The organism is Tessaracoccus sp. OS52 (assembly GCF_020687685.1).
GTDB lineage: Bacteria > Actinomycetota > Actinomycetes > Propionibacteriales > Propionibacteriaceae > Arachnia.
Map to the genome: position 1 here is coordinate 61,974 of NZ_JAJEWM010000005.1, position 20,941 is coordinate 82,914.

11 protein-coding genes are annotated in these 20,941 nt (G+C 69.3%); 3 read left to right on the forward strand and 8 right to left on the reverse strand.

Translation table 11 applies throughout. The annotated features are described in order from the left end of the window. Positions 1-4: 4 nt before the first annotated feature. Positions 5-580 carry a dCTP deaminase gene (gene dcd, locus LKO27_RS13830; protein ID WP_227738102.1) on the forward strand — a complete coding sequence of 192 codons (576 nt, stop codon included), beginning with the start codon at positions 5-7 and terminating at the stop codon, positions 578-580. 111 nt (positions 581-691) lie between these two features. Here the strand turns inward: dcd and LKO27_RS13835 are convergent, their stop codons facing one another. The 8 genes from LKO27_RS13835 to LKO27_RS13870 form a co-directional block, all read right to left on the reverse strand. After that, positions 692-2,119 carry an RDD family protein gene (locus LKO27_RS13835; RefSeq protein ID WP_227738103.1) on the reverse strand — a complete coding sequence of 476 codons (1,428 nt, stop codon included), beginning with the start codon at positions 2,117-2,119 and terminating at the stop codon, positions 692-694. A gap of 75 nt (positions 2,120-2,194) precedes the next feature. Beyond that, complete coding sequence (locus LKO27_RS13840; RefSeq protein WP_227738104.1) at positions 2,195-4,507, reverse strand: transglutaminase domain-containing protein; 2,313 nt, start codon at positions 4,505-4,507, stop codon at positions 2,195-2,197. Continuing rightward, positions 4,504-5,748, reverse strand: coding sequence for a DUF58 domain-containing protein (locus LKO27_RS13845; protein WP_227738105.1), 1,245 nt, complete (start codon positions 5,746-5,748; stop codon positions 4,504-4,506). The genes LKO27_RS13840 and LKO27_RS13845 overlap by 4 nt, the downstream gene beginning before the upstream one ends. Then, entirely contained in the window at positions 5,748-6,713 is a 966-nt protein-coding gene (locus LKO27_RS15665; protein WP_227738106.1) for a MoxR family ATPase, read from the reverse strand. Before LKO27_RS15665 ends, LKO27_RS13845 begins: the two co-directional genes overlap by 1 nt. 15 nt (positions 6,714-6,728) lie before the next feature. Continuing rightward, positions 6,729-12,920: an Ig-like domain-containing protein gene (locus LKO27_RS13855; protein WP_227738107.1), complete on the reverse strand. Its 6,192-nt coding sequence runs from the start codon at positions 12,918-12,920 to the stop codon at positions 6,729-6,731. A 9-nt stretch (positions 12,921-12,929) separates the two neighbouring features. Continuing rightward, the gene (locus LKO27_RS13860; RefSeq protein ID WP_227738108.1) at positions 12,930-14,306 is read right to left on the reverse strand and encodes an FHA domain-containing protein; all 1,377 of its coding nucleotides are present in this window, start codon (positions 14,304-14,306) and stop codon (positions 12,930-12,932) included. A gap of 104 nt (positions 14,307-14,410) precedes the next feature. Further along, entirely contained in the window at positions 14,411-15,526 is a 1,116-nt protein-coding gene (locus LKO27_RS13865; RefSeq protein ID WP_227738109.1) for a MalY/PatB family protein, read from the reverse strand. Between the two features lie 291 nt (positions 15,527-15,817). Then, positions 15,818-16,573: a hypothetical protein gene (locus tag LKO27_RS13870; RefSeq protein ID WP_227738110.1), complete on the reverse strand. Its 756-nt coding sequence runs from the start codon at positions 16,571-16,573 to the stop codon at positions 15,818-15,820. A gap of 281 nt (positions 16,574-16,854) precedes the next feature. Here LKO27_RS13870 and ileS point away from each other — a divergent pair, with 281 nt between their 5' ends. Both ileS and LKO27_RS13880 read left to right on the forward strand, forming a co-directional pair. Next, positions 16,855-20,019, forward strand: coding sequence for an isoleucine--tRNA ligase (gene ileS, locus LKO27_RS13875; protein ID WP_370630044.1), 3,165 nt, complete (start codon positions 16,855-16,857; stop codon positions 20,017-20,019). 163 nt (positions 20,020-20,182) lie between these two features. After that, a complete protein-coding gene (locus tag LKO27_RS13880; RefSeq protein ID WP_227738112.1) occupies positions 20,183-20,941 on the forward strand; it encodes a DeoR/GlpR family DNA-binding transcription regulator in 759 nt (252 codons plus the stop codon).

The window sequence follows — 20,941 nt, forward strand, 5'->3', positions numbered from 1 at the left end:
GCCCATGCTTCTCAGCGACAGGGACATCCTCAAGGGCGTCGAAGAGCGCTCCATCCGACTGGATCCGTGGGAACCGGGAATGGTGCAGCCCTCCAGCGTGGACGTGCGGTTGGACAAGTACTTCCGGGTTTTCGAGAACCACCGCTACCCGCACATCGACCCCGCACAGGAACAGCCGGACCTGACCCGCATGATCGAGGTCCCAACGGGTGAGCCGTTCGTGCTGCATCCCGGCGAGTTCGCCCTGGCCTCCACCTTCGAGCAGGTGACCCTCGGGCCATCCGTCGCAGCGCGCCTGGAGGGGAAGTCCTCGCTCGGGCGGCTGGGGCTCCTGACCCACTCGACGGCAGGGTTCATCGACCCGGGCTTCAGCGGCCACGTGACGCTGGAGCTGTCGAACACCGCCACGCTGCCGGTGATCCTGTGGCCGGGGATGAAGATCGGCCAGCTGTGCTTCTTCCAGCTCAGCTCACCGGCCGAGCACCCTTACGGCTCGGAGAAGTACGGCTCCCGCTACCAGGGACAGCGGGGACCCACGCCGTCGCGCTCACACCTGAACTTCCACCGCACGCAGGTCTGACCCCGCACCCAGCTCTTGGGTGTGGCGCCCCCAGCTCTTAGGTGTGGCGCAAAGGACGAATGACCGTCGTTTCGGCCACACCCAAGCGGCCGGGACGGTCGGGATTCGGGCTCAGGCCCGCTGTGGCCTGCGCAGCACGGTGAACCAGCGGTTGCCGTAGGACACCTGCTGACCCTCCTTGACCCGGACTTGGGTGCCGACGGGGCACGGCTCCAGCTCGCCGCCCTGCGTCACCAGTGCGGTGCCGTTGGTGGAGCCGCGGTCCACGACGTAGACGCCGCGCGGGTCCGTGGCGATCAGCACGTGGGTGCGCGAGATCATCCGGCCGTCACCACCCGAGGGCACCAGGTGGACGTCCGGGTCCCCCTGGGTCTTCTGCGGATTGCGCCCCAGCAGCACGGTCACGTTCAGTTCGACCTCGCGGCCGTCGTCGAGCCGGATGTACCACCCCTCGTCGCCGGGGCGGGCGCCGTCGTTGCCGAGTGGCTTGGCGATCCTCGTGCCGTCGTCGTCCTCCTCGACGGCGCCGAAGTCACGCTGCCGCACGCGCGGCGTCTCCGGAGCCCCACCCTGTCCGGGCGGCTCGATGACCGACGACGGCGTCGGCAACGGAATCCAGCCCTGGTTCACCCGGACCGGCGGCGTCGCCTGGTGGGGTGGGACGGGCGGCTGCTGGGCGGGTGCTGAGTGCTGCTGCTGAGCCGGGGCGGGCACGAATGGTGCGGTGGGCTGGACCAGGGGGTCCCCAATCTGCCCGGCAGCCCGGGAGGGTTTGCCCCAGGGCTGCTGCGCCGGCTGGCCACCCTGACCACCAGCCGCCACCGGCGGCCGCTGCGAGGGCAGTGCTCCGTTGGGTCCCGCCTGCCGGTCACCCGAGGACGGGCGGGTGGCGATGATGGGTTCGGTCTCCAGGTGGGGCATCCAGGGAGGGGGCGCCGGGGACTCGTCCTTGGGAGCGTAGCTGCCCCAGGACTCCCGCGACTCCTGGGGACCCGAGCCGCCGGGCGCGAACGCGCTGGAGAGGTGCGGCGGGAGGCCGACGGTCCTGCCGGAGTTCCCGCGCCGCGCCTGCGTGCTTCGCTCGCTGGCTGAGGCGTCTGGTCTGGGCTCGACGAGCACGGCCCGAACCGCCATGTCGTGCCAGCCCTGGCGGCGCTCATGGATGACCAGGAAGACCAGCAGGGCGATGCCGCCGACCACGGTTGCCATCAGTGCGCCGAAGATCAATTGCCGCAGGAAGAAGCGCCACCACCCGATCGGACGGCCGTCACCGATGCCCACGAGCCGCAGTCCCATCGCCCTGGCACCCAGGCCGGCGCCACGGGAGCCGTAGGCCCACCACTGGACCAGCCCGTAACCGCCGCACAGGACTGCCGCCGCGATCCCGGCGACGAGAACCACGGTGGGTGAGTCAAGGACCTGCAGCACCAACGCCAGCACACCGCCGACGAGGGCGATCGGCAGGGCGTCGATGACGGCAGCGAGGAACCGCTTGCCGATCCCGGCCACCGCGACTCCGCGCGGGATGAACCGACTCACACCTTCCCCTTCCTTGACGGGCGTCTCCCTCGCCAGACTAGCGGCACCCGAGCTTCGACAGCATCCCGCACGCGACTACCTGACCCTGCGGAAGGACTTGGTGGACAGCCTGGAAGCCAACCATCGGGGCCAGCTGACGGAGCGGCGCATTCCGCGGTCCACCTGCTTCGTCGAATCCCAGAACTCACGGACGGTTCGTTCGCTCGGCTCCCCGGGAGCGAACACCAGCCAGTCCGCCTCGGTGGACACCCGGATCGGGTCGGTCTTGTCCGCGACCTTGGGGAAGTCGTCGAGGAGTTGCTGCGCCTGCTCGGAGCGGGTGGCCGACGGCGACGGCGAGCGGCCGAGGTCCCGGGCACGGTCCACCAGTTCGGACCAGGCACCGGCCACCCGGTTGGCCATCTCCGGCGCGTTCCTGCGCCTGGAGCGACGACGCAGCTTGAAACCCAGGATCAACGACACCGGGATCACGACGGTGACCAGCGGGATCCCGGTCAGGGCCATCCAGGCACCGATCTGAGCCCAGTCGATCTCGTCCTGCCGGACCGGCGGCTCCCCCGGGTCCACCGGGAGCTCCTCGTCCGGTAGCGGAGGTTCGGGCTTCTGCGGTGGCGGCGGCGGGTTCTCGATGTGGGGCTTCGGCTTCGGGGGCTGCGGGGCGTCCTCGTTCTCGAGCACCCGGTCCCGGGGCGGCGTCGGATCGAAGACGACCCAACCGAGCTCCTCGAAGTGCAGTTCGGTCCACGCCCCCACGTCCTCGCCGGAGATGATGCTGGACCCTCCGGAGCGGTAGCCGTAGATGACTCGCGAAGGGATCCCGAGTTCGCGCGCCATGAGGGCCATCGCGGTCGCGTACTGCTCGCCGTCACCCACCATCCTCTCCGGGGTGGCGACCAGGGTCAGCAGGCGGGACGCGGAGTGGCCCGAGAGCGACAGCACCTCGTCGGGCTGGCCGTGGCTGAAGTAGCCGGAGCGCAGCTGCGCCTCCAGTGCGAGCGCCTGGGCACCGGCCGTGCCGTAGCTGTCGGCCCATTCATGGGCCAGGTTGCGCAGCTCGTCGGGGACGCCGTCGACCTCCGGTTGCCGGACCCTTCCCGAGCGGGCACCCGCCAACTCGTCCTCCGAAGGACGATCCGGCCGAACGAATGACAACGACCACGTGTCCCCGTCGCCGACGCCCACCGCGTCGACGCCGGTTCCCGTGCTGCGCTGGTAGTAGAAGTTCTCGGCCAGGGCCACAGCCCTCGGCCCACCGAAACTGATCCGGGTGGTCCTGCCGATGTTTGGAACCCAGACCCCGTCCCAGGCCCGCACCGCGACGGTGGCCGAGCCGGGCGTGCCGGGCGTGTCGTCGGCGATCCATTGCCCCACCCTCGTGAACGTGGTCTGGTCGAGGGCCTCGTCGGAGGTGGTGGCCACCCGGAAACTCATGCCGTCGTAGGCGTCCACCGTCGCGACGCGGAGGATGTCGCCCTCCATCAGCCCGGAGGTCTCGAACAGTGTCGCCTCCTCGAACTTGGTGATGTTGCCGCGGAACGCCTGCAGCGGGGAGGCGAACTGCTCCAGGTCGATCGGCGGCTGGACGGCCTGCCGGACGGTGGTGCGGGCGGCGTCCGGCTGGAGGACGGGAAGCGCCGCCCACGTCAGCAGCCCGGCCACGATGACGGTGGCGACGGCGAGCAGGGCGCGCACCGGGCGCAGGCGCTGCGACCGGCCCGTCAGGGACTCGCGCAGGTGGGCCCGTCGGTAGCTCGTCCACAACAGGACGACGACGAAGAAGGACGCGCCGATGACCACGGGCCGGTAGGCCGTGCTCGTGCCGAGCGTCGCGGCCACCAGGTACCCAACGGTTGCCGGCAACCAGGCCAGGGCAGGCCGTTGCGTCCGCAGGGAGACGCTCATGCCGACGACGCCCGCCACCAGCGCGATGAGTCCCGGCACCGACAGCAGGTTCGCGGTCTCGCCGATGGGTGGTTGCAGCGTGAGCATGTCGCGCCACGCAGTGACCGGTCCGACCAGAAGCCCGAAGAGGGAACGCCCGGTTGGCACCACCATGGCGACGCCCGCCGAGGGCATCACCAGGAGGGTTCCCAGACCGAACCACGCGACGACGCAGGCCAGCGCCGTCGCTCCGACGCCCCATGCGCGCCAGGCGGCGAGCGCGGCGATCCCGATGCCGAGCAGACCGAAGCCGGCGACGGTGACCCCGAGCCAGGGCGTCTGGTAGGCGGGCCACAGCGTGGCGGCCGTCAGCCCCAGCAGGACCAGTAGCGCGGCGGCGTCCCACAGCACCCAGGTGGTGCGTCCCCGGGAGCCGAGCGACTCCCAGGGGCTGCGCGCCGGCGCCACGGCGGATCGGCGCGCCCTGGTGGCGGTCACGGTGGTCATTCCATGGCCCTCCGCATCGCGCGCGGGAGTTCCTCAAGGCTGCCCACCTGCAGGACCGTCACGTTCCCGGCCGTGCGGACCCGCAGGTCCGCGCCGGTCTCCACCCGGATCCCCAAGACCCTGGTGTCGACGTCGAACAGTGCGCAAGCTCGGCGCAGGCCGGTCATGCTGGCCGTGGATCCGGTAACCACCATCGCGATCGAGGCCGCTGGCTCACGTCGTCGGGTGGTGTGCACCAGGTCCGCGATCCCGCCGCGGGCACCGAGTTCCACGGTGCACAGTTCGTCGAGCGAGCGGGTGGGGCTGAGGGCCACGAGCGTCTCACTCGAGGTGAGCAGCGCGAGCGGGCTCTCACCGAGCAGCGTCGCCACCGCCACGGAACCGGCACACGACACGCCGAGCTCGAACTCCTCCTCGTCCAGCCAGGACGAGCGGCCAGTGTCCAGCGCGACGACGACCCGCGACATGCGCGACTCCTCGAACTGGCGCACCATCAGTTCCCCGGCGCGGGCGGTGGAACGCCAGTGGACATGGCGCCGGTCGTCCCCGGGGGCGTAGGGGCGCAGGGCATGGAAGTTCATGTCGGCCGCCGAGATGTGGGCGGAGGCGTGGCCCTCGAGGTCGTGGATGAACCCCGTCTGGCGGCCCGGCAGCGGCACGGTGCGGGGGTGGACGTACAACTCCATGGACCCGGTCCACAGCGTCTCGCGGCCGGTGAGGGCGAACGGGTCCCCCTGCACCGACTGCGCCGGCCCGATGTGCACGACGCCACGCCGGTCGGTGGGGATGTGGAACGGCTCGCTCAGGTCCTCATGGGGGCGCAGGCCCGGCACGCTGAAGCTGGCGACGGCGTCCCCGACCGGCAGGTCCAGCCGGGACCCGAGGTGGCGTCTGGAGGCCCGGTTGACGACGTGGAGCAGCCCGCCGGCGGGAGTCCCCACCACCACCGAGTGCTCGTCCAGGTGGAGCCGCACTGCGAAGTCCGGGGTGCCGATGGTGAACAACAGGCTAAGGCCCACGACGATGACGGCCAGCGCCCCGGCGACCTTCAGCTCGGTCCACCCGAGCAGCAGCCCCGCAACGACCGCGACGATGCCTCCGAACAGCCCGATCCAGCCGGCGGTGCGCATGCCGGTGACGCGGTTGAGCGCACGGTAGGCATCCCGAACGCGGTCGAACGAGGGTGGTTCGACGGCTTCGGGCGCCTCCCACCGCTCGGTGGCCAGGGCAGGGGTGGTCATCAGGCGGTCTTGCGCTCCGTCGGCGGCGGCACGGAGCCGATGACGTCGGCCATGACGTCGATGGCCTGCACCCCGTTGAACTCGGCCTCCGGATCAAGGATGAGGCGGTGCGCCAGGCACGGGATGGCAAGCATCTTCACGTCGTCGGGAACGACGAAGTGCCTGCCCTGCGACGCCGCCCAGACCCGGGTGGTGCGCACCAGCGCCAGCGCGCCACGGATGGAAACGCCGAGCCGCACGTCGGCAGCATGCCGGGTGGCCTCGGTGAGGCGTGCGATGTAGTCGAACACCGACGACTCGATGTGCACCGACGCCGCCAGCTGGCTCATCTCCGCCACCTGGGACGTGGGGATGATTGCCGGGAGTGCGGTTGAGCGCGGCCGGGAGCCGCCGGTGGCGAGGATCCGCAGCGTGGCGTCGTGGTCCGGGTAGCCGAGGGTGGTCTTCATCAGGAACCGGTCCAGCTGTGCCTCCGGGAGCCGGTAGGTCCCGGCCTGCTCGATCGGGTTCTGCGTCGCGATCACCATAAAGGGCTGCCCGACGTTGTAGGAGATCCCGTCGACCGTGACCCGGTTCTCCTCCATCACCTCCAGGAGGGCGGACTGCGTCTTGGGCGAGGCGCGGTTGATCTCGTCGGCCAGGACGATCGAGGCGAAGATCGGACCCTGGTGGAACTCGAACTCCCCGTTCTTCTGGTCGTAGATGGTCACCCCGGTGACGTCGGAGGGCAGCAGGTCGGGGGTGAACTGGATCCGGCTGTTGGTGCCCTGGACCGTCTGCGCGATCGCGCGGGCAAGCGTGGTCTTGCCGGTCCCGGGGTAGTCCTCGAGCAGCAGATGGCCCTCGGCGAGCATGCAGGTGATGGCCAGGCGCACGGCCTCCGTCTTGCCGAGGATGACGCGTTCGACGTTGCCGACGAGGGTGGAGAAGGTCTCACCGAACCAACGGGCTTGTTCTGGGTTCACGATTTGTCTGCTTTCTCAGAGGATCTTGTTGCGAACGGTGATGATGTCGGCGCCGCCGCTGAAGTTGCTGTTGGAGCACCGGATGTCAACGCTGTTCGTGGTGTAGTCCAACCCGCCCTCCACCAACTCCGGGTACTGCTTGGTGAACGACGGGGTGGTCCAGGTGTCGGTCACGCCCTCGTTGAAGGTGGCGGTGCAGCTGAGGGGTCCCCGGACGTATTCCAGGTTGAGCGTCAGTGTCCGGGAAGACGCGTCCCAACTGGCCATGAACGGATCCGCAAGCGTGATGGTCTCCGACGCGACGTAGTCGCCCGTCCCCCACCGGGCTGCCAGCGAGACGGTGTTCGAAGCGCTGTCCAGCGCGTCGGTGTCCACGACGAAGTCATGCGATCCGGTCCAGCCGCTCGGGGAGCAGCCGCTGCCGAACCCCTGGACGTCGCACGCGTACTTGTACTGCGCGGGATCCCAGCCTTGGGCTTCCTCCCAACCGTCCACGCTGCCCATGGAGACGTAGACGCCTTGTTCCCAGCCGAGGAACCGGGCCGAACCGTCGACGTAGCCCGGTAGCGGCGGCGCGGCGGCGCGGGGCATCAGGTCGTTCACGGCCGCGGGCGCCGAGGCCCTGTCCCCCGTGATCACGACCCGGACCTCCACGTCATAGGACCTCCCGTTCACCAGTCCGGCCACGAGGCCACCCCGTGGCACGCCGGTCCAGCTGCCGCCGTTGAGCCGGTACTCCAGCCGCGGGCTCGCCTCGGTTCGGCCGTCGAAGTTGGTGGCCACCGCCAGCTGGATGCTGCCGTCGCCGGCCGTGGCGCGGAAGCTGGTCACCTTGGGCAGTTCGAAGGCGGTCTGCCACTGCGGAGTTGCCGCCGCCGACCCCGCGCCGGCCTTGTTCACGGCGACGACCTGGAACCTGTAGGGCACCTGGCCGAGACCCTCGATCAGGACCGACTGGGTGGCCGCTCCCGAGACCGGGACGGTGCGCGCCAGTTCTGCACGGACACCGGACTGGCTGATCGGGGTGACCACGAAATGCCTGATCGGGTCACCATTCGCCGGGATGCCCGAGGCGGGCCAGGAGACGTCGAAGGCGCCGCCGAGCGGGTTCTCGGTGGCGGTGGCGGTGATGGCGGCCGGCGGATTGGGCGGCGCCGCCGGCCAGTTGACCGCCGAGAGGTCCGAGTAGGGCGACTCCCCTGCCTTGTTCCCGGCCAGCAGCTTGAAGCGGTAGCGGGTGCCGTTGGTGAGGCCGGTCCAGGTGTAGCTCGTGGGCGACGGCGGCAACTGGCGCACCTCCACCTGGTTGCCGGCTTCGTCGAGCAGGGCCAGGAGATAGCGGTCCACGGGACTGCCCGGGTTGGAGGGGTCCTCCCAGCTCGGCGGGGCCCAGGCGACGCTGAGCTGTGAGTCCCCGAAGTCGACGGTGGGCGCGGCCGGCGCCAGGGGCTTGACGTCGGGGGTGTAGGCGGCCGATCGGGGCGACGGGTCGGAAGCGCCGGCTTGGTTGGTCTCCACCACTTCGAACTGGTAGGGCTGCCCGTTGGGCAGGCCTCGCATCGTGCAGGTGGTGCTCGGGCACTGCGTGGAGGCAACTTGCGCCCCGGCGGCATTGATGGCGACCGCTGTCCGGGAGAGGATCTCGAATCCGTTGGCGGAGCCCGGGGTGTAGGTGAAAGTCACCGTGCCGTTGCCGACCACGCCGTCGCGCGGGGCGCCGGGCCTGCTGGGCCGGTCCTTGACCGTGACCCGGATGGTGCCGTCCACCCGGCGGTCAGGGTCCTTGGTCGCGTCCTCGATCGTGTACGAGGCGGTGAGGGTGCCGACGAAACCTTCCGATGGCGTGATCGTGACGGAGTCGCCGTCGGTGCTGGCGGTGCCGGAGCCGTTGATGACCTTGGCGCTGCCCGCCACGAGGGTCAGCGACTGGTCCTGGAGGAGGTTGGACTTGTCGTTGAGCAGGGCCGGCACCGACAACTGCTGGCCCGCGATGGCCTCGTCCACGACGTCGGTGACCGCGGTGGCCAGCGGCCGGGTGGAGGAGGTCACCTCGAGCTGGATGGTGAAGGGGGTCCGTGCGCTGTTGGCATCGATGGCTTCGGCGCGCAGGGTCCGGACGGTGCCCGGCGGGGTGTCGACGGGAGCGCTCGCGTACAGCTTGCTGCCGTCACCGGAGACTGTCCAGGTGATGCGCTGGTCGCCGTCGGAATGCGCGAAGTTGTCGAAGTAGAAACTGTCCCCGTCGGGGTCCCGGAACAGCGGCATGAGGTCCAGGCGCGCGTCCCCCTCGCCAGGGCCGACGAGCAGGTGGGGCTGGCTGCCGATGAGCTCGGGGGAGGACTTGGCCACCTCGATCTCCTCCTCGGAGCCACCGTCAGGGCGGTTCGGAGCGGGCAGCACCTTGACGGGGATTGAGATGTAGGCCCGCTTGGCGGTCTTGTCCCCCTCGCTGACCACGTCGCCGACCTCGAAGACCACGGAGGCCGGCCCCTCGTACTCGACGTCGGGCGTGTACTCGATGCGCTGGGCTCCGGGCAACGCCCTGCCGTGCGTCGCGGACACGGTGTCCACGCCTGTCAGGCGCACCGTCCGGCCGGCCGTGCCGGCGACGAAACTGTTCAGTTCGATTCCCAGGGGCTGTCCGGCGACGGCCTCCAGCACGAGCGCGGGGTCCTTGAGGACCGGCACCGAGTCGTTGCGTCCGGGCAGGAGGATCAGGCCGATGTCGCTGCCACCGTCGGCGTCGGTGACGACGTAGCGGAGTTGCTGCATCCGGTCGGTGACCGGCGCCGTCACCTTCGAGCCGTCCTCGGTGGCGCGGGCCGACTCCTCCTCGGGCACCCCGTTGTCGGCGGGAACCGTGATGGTGAGGTCTTCGCGGACGCCGTCGGGATCGAAGTCGTTTGCCAGGACATCGACCTCCACCCAGTCCTTGCCGATGACGGCCGCGACGGACACCAGGTCGTCGCGGGTCTCCGGCGGCAACAGCGGAGCCTCGGGATCCACGACGACGGTCAGGTCCCCCGAGCCGCCCGCACCGCGGGAGTCCTCGATGTAGTAGTTGCCGACGTAGGTTCCCGGCTCCTCGGGGGCGACGAAGGAGACCTGACGGTTGTCCACCACCTCCACGTCCTCGATGCCCTCGAACTCGACGGGATCGGAGGCGACGTAGGCGATGCCGTCGCCGTCGATGTCCAGGTCGTTGCGCAGGGCCGGGATCTGGACATGACGCCCTGGGCGGGTACGGATCTCGTCGGGGACCCCGGTGGGCGAACTGTTGTCCGGCCCCGGCGGCGCGACTCCCACCCGGATCTCTCCGATGCCGATCGCACCGTAGGAGTCGATGACCTGGTAACTGAACACGTCGGTCCCCTGGGAGGAGGGGAAGGCCTCGTAGCTGATCCAGCCGTCACCGGTGGCCAGGACTCGGCCCAGCTGTGGGCCCGAACCCAGGCCGATCAGGCGAACGGCGTCACCGTTGGGGTCGATGCCCTCCAGCGGGACCGCGAGCCGCGACGTCGTGCCCGCCAGCACCCGCTCCACCACTTGGCGGGGTGCTGGCGGCTCGTTCTGCGCGTCCTCGCTCACCACGGTGATGCGCAGCTGGGTGGAGGCGATGGCGCCGTCGGCGTCCCTGATCTGGTAGGTCAGGTTGGCGTTGGACGCCTGGGTTCCCGGAGGGATGGAGACGTTGATGAACTGGCCGTCGATCCAGGCGCGGTCATCCAGCGGATTCTCGACCAGCTTGTCCAGCGTCAGGTCCAACCCGATGGGCGAGGTGTCGTTGGCCAGCACGTTGACGGCCTGCGTGCTGCCGGCACGCACCCTGATCTCGTCGCGCTCCGCAAGGGGCTGGACACTGCCCGTGGTGGGTGTGGGGATGACGACGATGGTGCCCAGCACCGAGTGCTTGCCGTCGCTGAGGCGGTAGCTGAGCGTGACCGGTTCCTCTGGTGTGTGGTGCGCGGTGATGGTGACGAGATGGCGGCGCTCCAGGACCACCTGCAGACCGGGATGCTGGCTGACCGACTGCACCACCAGCACGTCGCCGTCGTCGTCGGTGTCGTTGAGCACCGGGTCGATCATGACGGTGCCGCCCGGCGGGAGCAGGGCGACGTCGAGCGCCGCGACGGGCGCGTGGTCCGTGGTCTCGGCGCGCACGTCGATGCGCACCAGGCCCAGCGCGATGGGACCGTTGGAGACCTTGTAGGTGACGTAGTAGGAGCCCGGGGCATCCGCGGTGAACGTGAACCAGCCCTCCCGGTAGTTGGGCGTCGTCACGCAACCGCAGTCCCCCGCGTCGATCTCGGTGAGGGCCAGGTTGGCGCCGATGTCGTTGGCCAACGGATTGATGGTGACGGTCTTGCCGACGGTCACGGTCTCGTAGTCGCCGTAGGCGATGGGAGCGACGGTGTCGTCGGTGACGATTACCACGAGTTCGCCATCGGTCTCGGAGTACCCGTCGGAGACCCGCACGAACACGGTCTTCGTGCCCGTGGTCTTGCCGATGTCGAGGAAGGTGACCTGCCCGTCGGGGGTGAAACTGACCTCGTCCTCCGCGTCGGGTGGGAGCCAGGCGTCGACCAGGATCAGGCTGTCGCCCTCCGGGTCCCGCCAGTCCAGCAGCACGCGCTTGCTCACGGTCTGGCCCAGCTGGATGGTGACCGGTTGCGCACGCTCATGCTTGTAGGGGGCGTTGTTCTCGAGGTGCGGGTCGGCCGGCAGCACCCGGACCGTCACGTTGGCCGTGTCCTTGCCGCCGCGCCCGTCGTCGACGGTGTAGCTGAAGGTGAGCGTCCCCGTCGTCTCGGCCTCGACCGTCACCTGCAGCCCGGAGCCGCCGCGCACGGTCTGCAACGACGCTCCCGTGAGATCGGGCGGAGCGGTGATGGTGAGCACGTCCCCGTCGGGATCGGTGTCGTTGTCGAGCACGTTCAGCACGGTCGAGCGCCCGGCACGGGCAGCGAGCGTGTCGTCTGCGGCCACCGGGTCCTCGTTGGCCTTGGTGCGGTCCGGGGGAATGACCGTCTCCGTCTCCTCGACGTCGTCGTCCCGATCGTCCTGCGGCGGCACGACGCGCTCCCAGTCGGTGATCCGGAGCATGTCCTTGTCGACCATCCAGATGGTGCCGTCGGAGGCGTCGTTGAGGGCCACCGTGCCCCGGTTGACCTGGAAGGAGAGCAACGGATCCGAACCGATTCCCGGGATCTCCCGCACCTCGGGCTCGGAATCCCGGCATAGCTTCACGAACTGGTCACCGAACGCCCCGTAGATGCACCCGCCCACCTGCACCGGCTCGATGGGGGTGGCATTGAGGTTCCCGGACAGCGATCGGGGGCCGTCGGGAGTCAGCGCGATGAGCCCGGCCTGGGTGGCGTAGATGGCATCGGCCCCGTCCCGGCCACCGAGGGCGTCCGGGGCGGCGGGCACCAGACGCGCCGAGGAGGCACCGGACACCTCGAAGACGTCGTCGGTGCCCTCCATCCAGATGCGGCCCGACTGCCTGTCCAGGACGACGGCGAGATCCCCGACCGCGCTCAGCGCAACGGTGGCGGCGTCGTCGGCGGGGGTGAAGGGCAGCGCGGTCCTCGTGACGGTGTCATCGGCACCCGCACGGACGAGGACCGACTCGGTCACGTTGAGGCCGATGACTTCCCCGGAGGCGGTCACCGTGGCGGTACCGAACTCGCCGACCTCCAGCTTGGCCTTCTCCTTCTGGAAGTCGTAGCCGAGGACGGTCTCCGGATCCCCGAACCAGACCCGCCCGTTGTCTGGGTTGACCACCAGGAGCGTGCCTCCGGCGAGCTGGACCGTGGCGTCGCTGGGCAGCTGGACGGGCGATTCCATCCGGTTTCGAGCTGGGTTGTAGCGCACGAGCGTGGAGGACTTGAGCCCGTGCACCAGCACGAGGTCCTCCTCCTGGAGGATCGTGAACTCCGAGTCACCGACGGCGGTGGCCGCCGCGAGTTCGTCGATCTGCGCGTTGACGATGCCGATCAGGCCGCTGTCACGCTTCGCGGCGTGGACGGTTCCCTCATCCAGGTGCACGTCGGCCTGCACCAGGCCGGGGCTGAGGAAGGCGAGCACGCCGAGCGCGATGGCGAGCACGCCCACGACGAGGGCCTGCCAGGAACGTCGCACGAAGCGCCCGACGAGCCGGGCACCGCGTGAGAGCTGCTTCTGGGGTACCGCGCGTTCAGCTGCCATGGGTGGCGATCAGCCCCTCGGTGGTTCGATCCGGAGGGAGACGCCGTCACCCAGGTCCAGCACGGTGCCGAGCTCGACCTGCACCGAGTCCCCGTTGGCCAGGACGAACGGTTGCTCGCCGACGGGCATCACCGTGGTGCCGTTGGTGGAGTTCAGGTCCGTGACGATGATGCTCCAGTCCCGGGGCGTGACCAGGAGGTGGCTGCGCGAGATGTCGCTGCTGGGGCTGGGCACACGCATCAGATGGGACCCGGCAGGCGCCTTTGAGGGGTCCGGGGAGCGGCCGATCAGGACCCCGTTCAAGATGTCGGCGAACTCGCCCTGGTTGCTGTGCACGCCCGCCAGCGCGGGTCGACGGATGAGGCGTGGACTGGAGGAGTCCACTGGGGAGTTGCACAACCGGCAGTGCCTGCTGCCGGGCGCGTTGGCGTGCCCACGCGCGCACGGCACCGCGAGCACCTGCGGGTCCGACTGCACTTCGGCATCCGCGGCGGGCTTGTGCGTCGCCGCCAGACCGGTCGAGAAGATGGTCCCCTCCTCCTCGGGCTCCTCGGCCTGGGTGAACGCGCCGGGGACGACCACCGGCCCCAGGGGTGGCGCCGTGGGTGCGGAGGGTGCCGGTGCCGGCGGGAGCGCCTGGGTGGGCGCCTCCGAGCCGGGCGCCGGGGGCACGGGAGGTCCGGGCGCGGAGGCCGGCGGCGTGGACGCGGAGCTCATGGACGCGGGCGTGTCCTCGTGCGGCGTGAAGGCCAGTTCTCCGGTGCCGATCGCATCCGGATCCGTCGGGGCATCCAGGTGGGACTCGTCCTCGGCGGAGGACCGGCGAGCCGCCGGAGGGACAGCCGCAGCCTGGTCCTCCTCAGGAGCGCCGGCCACGGTCTGCTCCGGCGCGGGAGCGTCCCGCTTCGGGAAACGGACCACCTCGTCGTCGTGGGTGGTGAGGTAGATGGCGGATGCGGACACGGCGCCCACGAGCAGGGGCAGTTGGAGCACCGCCTCCTGGTCCACCGGCTCCATGTCGATGCGCAGGCGGCGCGCGGTGCCCAGGTTCTCCTCCCGCCAGGTGACAGCCCGTTCCCCGTCCACCGCGAGTTCGCCGGTGTCGGTGTCGGTCACCTTGATGGCACCCCGCGCGAGGCCGTGCAGGCCCGCGTCGTCCCAGAAGAAGGCGGCGAAGTCCGGCATGCTGTCCAGGCCATAGGCGTTGAGCAGTTCGAGCAGGCCGTTCACGGAACTGGCGCTCACGACGTCGGTCCACAGTCGGTTCACCAGCCCTGACATCCGGGCCGGGGCGGGCAGCATCACCACCAGCATGGTGGGGCCGGAGAGCACCAGCCAATTGCCCGGCGTGTAGGTCACGCGCCAAGCAGCCATCGGCACAGTCATGCGGTCCTCCCGGCCCTACCTAAACATGGGTATCTGACGAGAAGGTTACGAGATCGGGCGCGCATCCTCCAGATTCGGGCCTGCCGCCCCTGTGTCCACGGTTCTCAGAGGCTCGCCGCCATCCGCTGCACGCCCTCGGTGATCAGGGCGGGCGAGGTGGCCACGTTCATCCGCACGAACTGCTTGGCGGCGGCGTCGAAGTCGGTGCCGAAGTTGAACCTGACCCGGCCGACGTCGTGGAAGTGCCGTCCCGGATGCTCCAGGCCAAGGGCACTGCAGTCCAGCCAGGCAAGGTAGGTGCCCTCCGACGGCTCGTAGCTGACCTGCGGCAGGAGCCGCTCCAGCTCGGAGCGCAGGTGGAGCTTGTTCAGGGCGATCTCCGCGGTGGCGCTACGCAACCAGTCACGGGCACCGGTGAGCGCGGCGCTGTGAGCCTCTATCGCCACGTGGCTGGCGGATTCGGCGACGTGTCCCGGCAGCGCCGCCATGGCTGGGCGCGCCTGCGGTCCGGCCACGATGAGGGCGGCCTTCAGTCCCGCGAGGTTCCAGGACTTGGACGCGGAAGTCACGACGAAGGACCTCTCGGCCCCTGGGAGGGTGGTGAAGGGAATGTGCGCCGCCCCTGCCAGAGGTGCGTGGATCTCGTCGGAGATGACGGTGACGTTATGCTGCGCAGCCAGGGCGGCGAGCGCCGTCAGTTCCTCACGGGTGTGGACGGTGCCGTTCGGGTTGTGCGGCGAGCACAGCAGCATGGCCTTGGCCCCGGCCTCGAAGGCCGCCGCGAGGGCGTCGAGGTCCAGCCTGCCGGCCGGCGTCATGGGGACCTCCACCAGTCGACGCCCCGTGTCGCGGCACACCGCCCGGAAAGGCGGGTAGATCGGGGGGTTGATGACCACCGCATCGCCAGGCTCGGTGACCGCCAGGACGAGTTCGCGCATGCCGGACATGACGTCGCCCGCCAGTTGCAGATCCGCCTCGGGGTCCAGCTCCCAGCCCCACATCCAGTCCGCGAAGTCGGCCCAGGCATGCTGGTAGACGGGCTGCTCGGGGTAGCCGAAGTCGCCGTCGGCGATCAGGCCTTGGAGGCGCTCGGTGATGGCGGGGGCGGGGTCGACGTCCATCTCCGCCACGAACATCGGCAGCACGTCCGGCTCGAACCGGCTCCACTTGATGCTGGTGCGGCGGCGGAGACGATCGAGGTCGACGGAGAAGACGGACATGGCCCCCATCCTGCCGTATCAGCGCTGGGCCCAGCAGCTTCGCAGACTGCCGCCTCCCTCTGCGTTCCGTCGGAGAAGGCTGCCCGGACCCTGCGCGTCCGACCGGCCACATGGGCGTTGGTGACCAGCACCCGGTCGCCGATCACGACGGCGGAACCGGATCCCTCCCTACCCTGCTCGCCGACGACGTACAGGCTCGCCACAGACGGGCCCACCGCCCGGACCACCTTCGTGACGGCAGCCGAGTAGGCATCAAGGGGGTGCTCAGCGTCCATGTCAACTCCTGTTCGGTCAGCCCTGCTCCTCCTGGGCGGCGAGCTCGGCGATCCGGCGAGCCTGCTCCTCGGGCGTCACACCCGGACCGTTCCACGTGATCGGCAGTCGGCCCAGGCCGACCTCGGCCAGCAGAAAGGGCGGCAGCTGCGAGGCAAACCTGGTCAGCAGGCGCAGGTAGGTGTCCACCTCGTCGGGTTTGCGACTTCCCGAGGTGGCCACCAGCAGGCAGCCGTTCTCGAACCACAGCTCGGAGAACTCGGGCACCTCACCGCTCTGCAGCCACGCCATCATCCGAGGGTGCACGACGTCGTGCGCGAACCGCGGGGACTCCCCCTTGATGCGCCATTCCCGGTTGAACTGCGCGTCCTCGAACTGGATGTCGCCTGAGAAGGTTCGGGTGGCCCAGTTCTCCCGGCCGATCTCCAGCCTGGGGAAACGCCCGCCCAGGCGGAGGACGTCGACGTGGAAGTAGTGCGTCCGCCTGTCATCGCCTGACCCGGTGGAGTACTGGTAGTTGAAACCATGCACGGGGAGCCCATCGAAGGTGCCCTCGTACCCGAAGGAGGCTCGGCGGCCGGAGCCCGTGTTGAAGGGGCCACCGCGAAAGGTCCGGGCCATCTCCGGCCATTTCTCGTGGAACACCCAGTTGCGAGCCTTTGACCACCTGGCCCACAGCTTCTTGTTCCGCTGGTGGGTGACGTAGGCGATGATGAAGATGGCCACCACCGCCAGCGCGATGAACGCGAACCAGAACAGTCCCATGTACTCCATCTGCCGAACTCCCGAATCCTCGTCGACCCCGCGTGCCTGTCCATGCCAAGACTAGGACAGCCGGAGCGCCTCGCAGGGGCCGCACGGCGCCCGGCTTGTCGGCGACTTGACGCGTCGCGCATAATTGGGGCGTCGCAAGGCGAGGATGGGGCCATCACCCCGGAGCCGCCGGAAGAACGGTCCTCCACGGACCCAGTAGAACCGGCAGCGGCACAACCGAGCGGGATGCGAACTGCATCCAAGGAGGGTGGTACCGCGGGCCCCGGCTCGTCCCTTCACCGATCACCGATCGATTGAACGAAGAGGACCAGATGACCACCCGCAGCTACCGCCCCGTCCCGGCGTCCGTCGACTTCCCCGCCATGGAGCGGGAGATCCTCCAGACCTGGGCTTCCGAGGGCACCTTCGACGCCTCCCTCGAGGCGACCGCGGGTGGCACGCCGTGGACCTTCTACGAGGGTCCGCCGACTGCCAACGGCATGCCCGGCACCCACCACATCGAGGCCCGGGTGTTCAAGGACGTCTTCCCCCGCTTCAAGACCATGCAGGGCTACCACGTCGAGCGCAAGGCAGGCTGGGACTGCCACGGGCTACCCGTCGAGCTCGCCGTCGAGAAAGAACTGGGTTTCTCCGGCAAGCCCGACATCGAGGCCTACGGCGTCGAGGAGTTCAACGCCAAGTGCCGCGAATCCGTGCTGCGCCACGTCGACGCGTTCACCGAACTCACCACCCGCATGGGGTACTGGGTCAACATGGACGACGCCTACGTCACCATGACGCCGGAGTACATCCAGTCCCTGTGGTGGGCGCTGAAGCAGATCTTCGACAAGGGACTCCTGGAGGAGGACTACCGGGTGGCCCCCTACTGCCCCCGCTGCGGCACCACCCTGTCCGACCATGAACTCGCGCAGGGCTACCAGGACGTGCACGACCCGTCGGTCTATGTCCGATTCCCGCTCACCGGCGGACCGCTCGCGGGCGACGTCGACATGCTGGTGTGGACGACGACGCCGTGGACGCTGGTCTCCAACACCGCCGTCGCGGCACACCCGGAGGTGACCTACGTCGTCGGCTCCAAGGACGGCGAGAAGTCGCTGCTGGTGGCAGAACCCCTCTTCGACAAGGTGCTCGGTGAGGAATGGACACGCGGTCAGAGCTTCACCGGAGCTGACCTGGAGCGCTGGACCTACCAACGGCCCTTCGAACTCGTGGCCTTCGACGCGCCCGCACACTTCGTCGTGCTGGCCACCTACGTCACCACCGACGACGGCTCGGGCCTGGTGCACCAGGCGCCCGCCTTCGGCGAGGACGACATGGCCGTGTGCCGGGCCTACGGCCTGCCGTTGGTCAACCCGATCCTGCCCGACGGCACCTTCGAGCCCGGTCTGGAACTCGTCGGCGGCCAGTTCTTCAAGACCGCCGACGCCGACCTGGTCGCCGACCTCGAAGCCCGCGGCCTGCTGTTCCGCAAGCTGGACTACCTCCACAGCTACCCGCACTGCTGGCGCTGCCACACCCCGCTGCTCTACTACGCCCAGCCGTCGTGGTACATCCGCACCACCCGGATCAAGGACCGCCTGCTGAGCGAGAACGAGGAGACCAACTGGTATCCAGACAACATCAAGCACGGCCGCTTCGGCGACTGGCTGGAGAACAACGTGGACTGGGCGCTCTCGCGGACCCGGTACTGGGGCACGCCCCTGCCCATCTGGCGCAACGAGGCCGATCCGAAGGACCTGATCTGCGTCGGATCCCTGGCTGAGCTGGGTGAGCTCGTCGGGCGTGACCTGGCGGACCTGGACCCGCATCGTCCCTTCATCGACGACGTCGTGATCACCCGCGACGGCGCCACCTACCGTCGCGTCCCCGAGGTGATCGACGCGTGGTTCGACTCCGGCTCCATGCCGTTCGCCCAGTGGGGTTACCCGCACGCGCCGGGCTCGGAGGAGAAGCTGCGCAACAACTACCCTGCCGACTTCATCTGCGAGGCCATCGACCAGACCCGCGGCTGGTTCTACTCGCTGATGGCCGTCGGCACGCTGGTCTTCGACGAGTCGTCGTACGAGAACGTGCTGTGCCTGGGCCACATCCTCGCCGAGGACGGCCGCAAGATGAGCAAGAACCTGGGCAACATCCTCGCGCCCATCCCGCTTATGGACGAGCATGGCGCGGACGCGGTGCGCTGGTTCATGGCATGCTCCGGTTCGCCGTGGTCGGCGCGGCGGGTGGGTCACACCACCATCCAGGAGACGGTCCGGAAGGTGCTGCTCACCTACTGGAACACCGTCGCGTTCCACACCCTCTACGCCGGTGCCTCCGACTGGACTCCCACGGGCGAGGCGCCCGCCGTCGCAGATCGGCACGTGCTGGACCGCTGGCTCGTCTCGGAGACGGCCGCCCTCGTCACGGGCGTGACGGCGGCGCTGGAGGACTTCGACACCCAGCACGCGGGCACCCAGGTGGCAGCCTTCGTGGACCACCTGTCCAACTGGTACGTGCGCCGCTCCCGCCGTCGCTTCTGGAACGCCGAGCCGTCGGCGATGTGGACGCTGCACGAGACCCTGAACGTCCTGACGCGCCTGATGGCGCCGATCATGCCGTTCGTCACCGAGCGGGTTTGGCGCGACCTGTTCGCGGCAACGGACCCAGACGGTCCGCAGTCGGTCCACCTGACCTCGTGGCCCGAGGCGGACCGGTCGGTGATCGACGAGGAACTCTCCCGCTCCATGGGGGTGACCAGGCGCCTCGTCGAACTGGGCCGCGCTGCCCGCGCCGAGTCCAAGGTGAAGATCCGCCAGCCCCTCAGCCGCATGCTGGTGCCCTCCGACGCCCTGTCGAGGCTGAGTCCTGAACTGGTCGACGAGATCCGCGCCGAACTCAACATCGTGTCGGTTGAGACGTTCGCAGCAGCCGGAGACCTCGTGGACCATTCGGCCAAGGGCAACTTCCGCAACCTGGGCAAGCGATTCGGCAAGCAGACGCCACAGGTGGCCGCCGCCATCGCGGGGACCGACGCGTCCCGGCTCGCCGCGGAACTCGCGGCCACGGGCACGACGTCGGTGGAGTTCGAAGGCGAGCAGCTCACCCTGGGCGCCGACGACGTGATCCTGACCGAGCGCCCGCGCGAGGGGTGGTCGGTGGTCAACGAGCAGGGCGAGACGGTGGCGCTGGACCTTGAACTGACACCGGAGCTGGTGCGCGCCGGACTGGTGCGGGAAGTCATCCGCACTGTGCAGGAGGCACGCAAGAACACCGGTCTCGACGTCTCCGACCGGATCCACCTGGCGCTCAAGGCGGGGCCGGAACTCGCCGTCGCTGTCGCGGAGGGCTCCCAGCTGATCCGCGACGAGGTGCTCGCCCTCTCCCTCGAGTTGGCCGACGATCTGCCCGAGGCCACGCACACCGACGAGGAACTCGGTCTGGCCCTGAGGCTCACGAAGGCCTGAGGGGACTCCCTCGGACCGGATACAAGCCTTGGTGCTGGATACCCGCCGTACACGGCTTGTATCCAGGCCCAAGGCTTGTATCCAGGCCCAAGGCTTGTATCGAGCATCAAGACCCGTATCGGGGAACCCCCTAGGCTGTGTCCATCACAACGAAGGGGACCCGATGTTGGCGGAGGCAAGGCGCCAGTTGATCCTGCAGGAGCTGCAGAGCAACGGCGGCGTTGAGACCGAGGCCATCGCACAGCGCTTCGAAGTGTCCGTCGAGACCATCCGGCGCGACTTCGTCGAACTGGAGCGCCGGTCCCTGGCCCAGCGGGTCTACGGGGGCGCCGTCGCAGTGGGGGCCTGCACAGAACCTTCGCACGTCGAGCGGGAACGCGTGGCCGCCGCCGAGAAGCGGCAGATCGCCGCACTCGTGGCTTCCCGGATCCCCGATGAGGCCACGGTCTTCCTCGACGACGGCACCACCGTCGAGGCTGTCGCCGCAGCCCTCCACCAAACTTTCAGGGGCACTGTCGTCACCGCCTCCCTGCGGGTGGCGACGGCGCTCGCAAAGCTCCCCGCCTGCAACATCATCCTCACCGGCGGCAATCTCCGGAAGAGCGACCTGTCCCTGGAAGGCAGTGCCCCGGCGTCGTTCCTGGAGGGCGTCTACCCGGACGTGGGACTAATCTCCGTCGGCGCGATAGATCCGACAGCCGGTGTCACGTTGTTCGAGCGCGACGAGCTCCAGTTGAAGAAGATCGTCCTCGCCAACGCCGTCACCTCGGTCGTGGTGGCGGACTCCGGCAAGTTCGGCAAAGTTGCGCCCTTCAAGCTGTGCGACGTCGCGACACCCTCCTGCATCGCCACCGACGGCGGGCTCACCGCGAAGAGCGTCAAGGCCCTCAAGGACCGCGGCGCCCACATCCTGCAGGCGTGA

Excerpts from the sequence above, each read along its gene's own strand:
- dcd (WP_227738102.1), top strand. The coding sequence starts at position 5 with ATGCTTCTCAGCGACAGGGACATCCTCAAGGGCGTCGAAGAGCGCTCC.
- LKO27_RS13840 (WP_227738104.1), bottom strand. The coding sequence starts at position 4,507 with ATGACCACCGTGACCGCCACCAGGGCGCGCCGATCCGCCGTGGCGCCG.
- LKO27_RS13845 (WP_227738105.1), bottom strand. The coding sequence starts at position 5,748 with ATGACCACCCCTGCCCTGGCCACCGAGCGGTGGGAGGCGCCCGAAGCC.
- LKO27_RS13855 (WP_227738107.1), bottom strand. The coding sequence starts at position 12,920 with ATGGCAGCTGAACGCGCGGTACCCCAGAAGCAGCTCTCACGCGGTGCC.
- LKO27_RS13860 (WP_227738108.1), bottom strand. The coding sequence starts at position 14,306 with ATGACTGTGCCGATGGCTGCTTGGCGCGTGACCTACACGCCGGGCAAT.
- LKO27_RS13865 (WP_227738109.1), bottom strand. The coding sequence starts at position 15,526 with ATGTCCGTCTTCTCCGTCGACCTCGATCGTCTCCGCCGCCGCACCAGC.
- LKO27_RS13870 (WP_227738110.1), bottom strand. The coding sequence starts at position 16,573 with ATGGAGTACATGGGACTGTTCTGGTTCGCGTTCATCGCGCTGGCGGTG.
- LKO27_RS13880 (WP_227738112.1), top strand. The coding sequence starts at position 20,183 with ATGTTGGCGGAGGCAAGGCGCCAGTTGATCCTGCAGGAGCTGCAGAGC.